The following is a 1779-nucleotide window of genomic DNA, read 5'->3' as shown; positions in this document are numbered from 1 at the left end:
GAAGGACAGCATCGAGCGCGTCATCGTCCGGATCGGCCCGATCATGATCAGGTCGATGGCGGCGTAGACCAGCATGGCGGTGAACAGCGAGATCAGCAGCGAGACGAAGGCGACGTTGCGCGAATAGCGCAGCATCGCGTTGCGCAGGCTGTTGTCGGGCATGATCAGCTCGAACTCCTTGTCCGAGTCGCCGACCGGACCGAAGACGCGCAGCATACGGTCGCCGCCGAAAAACAACGTGTCGAGCGCGCCGGTCATGCCCTTGATCATGCCGATCGAGGCGATATCGATGTGTTCGTCGACCTTCGGCGGCATTTCGGCCACCACCAGCAGCCGCGAGACGCCGCCGTCGCGCACCGCGATCGCCTTGGCGCCGATCGCCATCAGCACGTCGTTCTGCGCCGTGCGCGACAGCGAGGTGGGTTCACCCTGCACCAGCACGATCGACACCGCCGCCGCCGTGCTCAGCCGCTCCTTCAGCCAGTTCAGCCGGTAGCTGGCGATCCAGGGCAGGAAGATCAGCACTTCGGCCAGCAGCACGAAGACGATGGTCAGTAGCAGCAGCTTGGTCGACAGGCCGCGCGACAGCGGAACCGTGCGCACGCTGGCCGGCGCCTCGGTGGACCCCGCCGTGCCGATCCCTTCCTGTGCCTGTATGGTTTCGCTCATGCGGCTAATGTCTTCACGATCACTTGATCAACGCAGATTAGGCGATTACGGCTTTTTTGCCAATTTCATCCTTGGTCGCAAACATAAACCGGCCTGAATGGCGAAGCTTTCGGCCCGACGACTCCGGATTGACTTCCAAAAGCCTTCTTTCTATAAGCCCGCACACGCTCGGGCCATTCGTCCCGGCGCGGTTTCGATCGCGCCAAAGCCGGCCCGGCAAAGCTCCTGTTACACAGTGACAGAATCAAGAAGGGCCGCACCCCGCGGTATTAAAACAAATGAAGCGTACCTACCAACCGTCCAAACTCGTCCGCAAACGTCGGCACGGCTTTCGTGCCCGCATGGCCACCAAGGGTGGTCGCGGCGTCGTCGCAGCTCGCCGCAACCGCGGTCGCAAGCGGCTCAGCGCCTGAACGGAAGACGAGATCGTTGCCCGCATCCGGCAAGCCAGTGGGACCAAATCCCAAGCGGCTTCTGAAGCGCGCGGAATTCCTGGCTGTCCGTCGTGGTGAAAAACGACGCGGGCGGCTTTTTCTCGTCGAAGTTCTCGACCGCGGCGACGGCCTGTCGCCGCGCGTCGGCTACACCGTCACCAAGAAGGTCGGCAATGCGGTTGTCCGCAACCGCGTCCGGCGGCGGCTGCGAGAAGCCGTCCGTACGCATGCGGCAAGTGACATGGCGCCTGGCAATGACTATGTCATCGTCGGGCGCGAAGACGTGCTTACCACTCCGTTCGGCCAATTGAAGGCCGAACTCTCCCGCCGACTGCGCGGAACACGATAGGCCAAGGGCTTTCGATGGAAAACAACCGGAACTTCTTCATCACCATCGCGCTGTCGGTGCTGATCCTGGCGGTATGGCAATATTTTTATGTGTTGCCGCGCAGCGAAGCGCAGCGCGAGGCCGCCCGCGTCGAACAGCAGCGCGTCGAGGAGCAGAAGAAGGCCGCCGGCACCAATCCCGGTACCGACACCGGAACGCCCGCCGCCCCTGGCGCCATTCCCAACGCACCCGGCACCGATGCCGTGACGCCGGCCGGCCGCGAACAGGCGCTCGCCACGACGACCCGCGCGAAGATCGACACGCCGAGCCTCGAGGGTTCGATCAACC

The 1779-nt window shown here is 63.5% G+C and carries 2 protein-coding genes and 2 pseudogenes; 3 read left to right on the top strand and 1 reads right to left on the bottom strand.

The genetic code is table 11. The features are described from left to right. Positions 1–669: pseudogene (locus EN914_RS34250) on the bottom strand (sensor histidine kinase); the annotation flags it as partial. Between the two features lie 278 nt (positions 670–947). Here EN914_RS34250 and rpmH point away from each other — a divergent pair. From rpmH to EN914_RS34230, 3 genes and pseudogenes are all read left to right on the top strand, one after another. Beyond that, positions 948–1082, top strand: coding sequence for a 50S ribosomal protein L34 (rpmH, locus tag EN914_RS34240; protein ID WP_008833937.1), 135 nt, complete (start codon positions 948–950; stop codon positions 1080–1082). Positions 1083–1098: 16 nt separating this feature from the next. Beyond that, on the top strand, positions 1099–1452 hold the full coding sequence (rnpA, locus tag EN914_RS34235) for a ribonuclease P protein component (RefSeq protein ID WP_013528505.1): 354 nt from the start codon (positions 1099–1101) through the stop codon (positions 1450–1452). A 14-nt stretch (positions 1453–1466) separates the two neighbouring features. After that, positions 1467–1779: pseudogene (locus EN914_RS34230) on the top strand (membrane protein insertase YidC); the annotation flags it as partial.

Source organism: Mesorhizobium sp. M7A.F.Ca.CA.001.08.2.1 (assembly GCF_003998455.1).
GTDB lineage: Bacteria > Pseudomonadota > Alphaproteobacteria > Rhizobiales > Rhizobiaceae > Mesorhizobium > Mesorhizobium ciceri.
The sequence above is the reverse complement of the archived record's forward strand: the minus strand, read 5'-3'. Positions and strand labels throughout refer to the sequence as shown.

Coding starts and splice junctions, on each gene's coding strand:
- rpmH (WP_008833937.1), top strand. CDS start 948: ATGAAGCGTACCTACCAACCGTCCAAACTCGTCCGCAAACGTCGGCAC.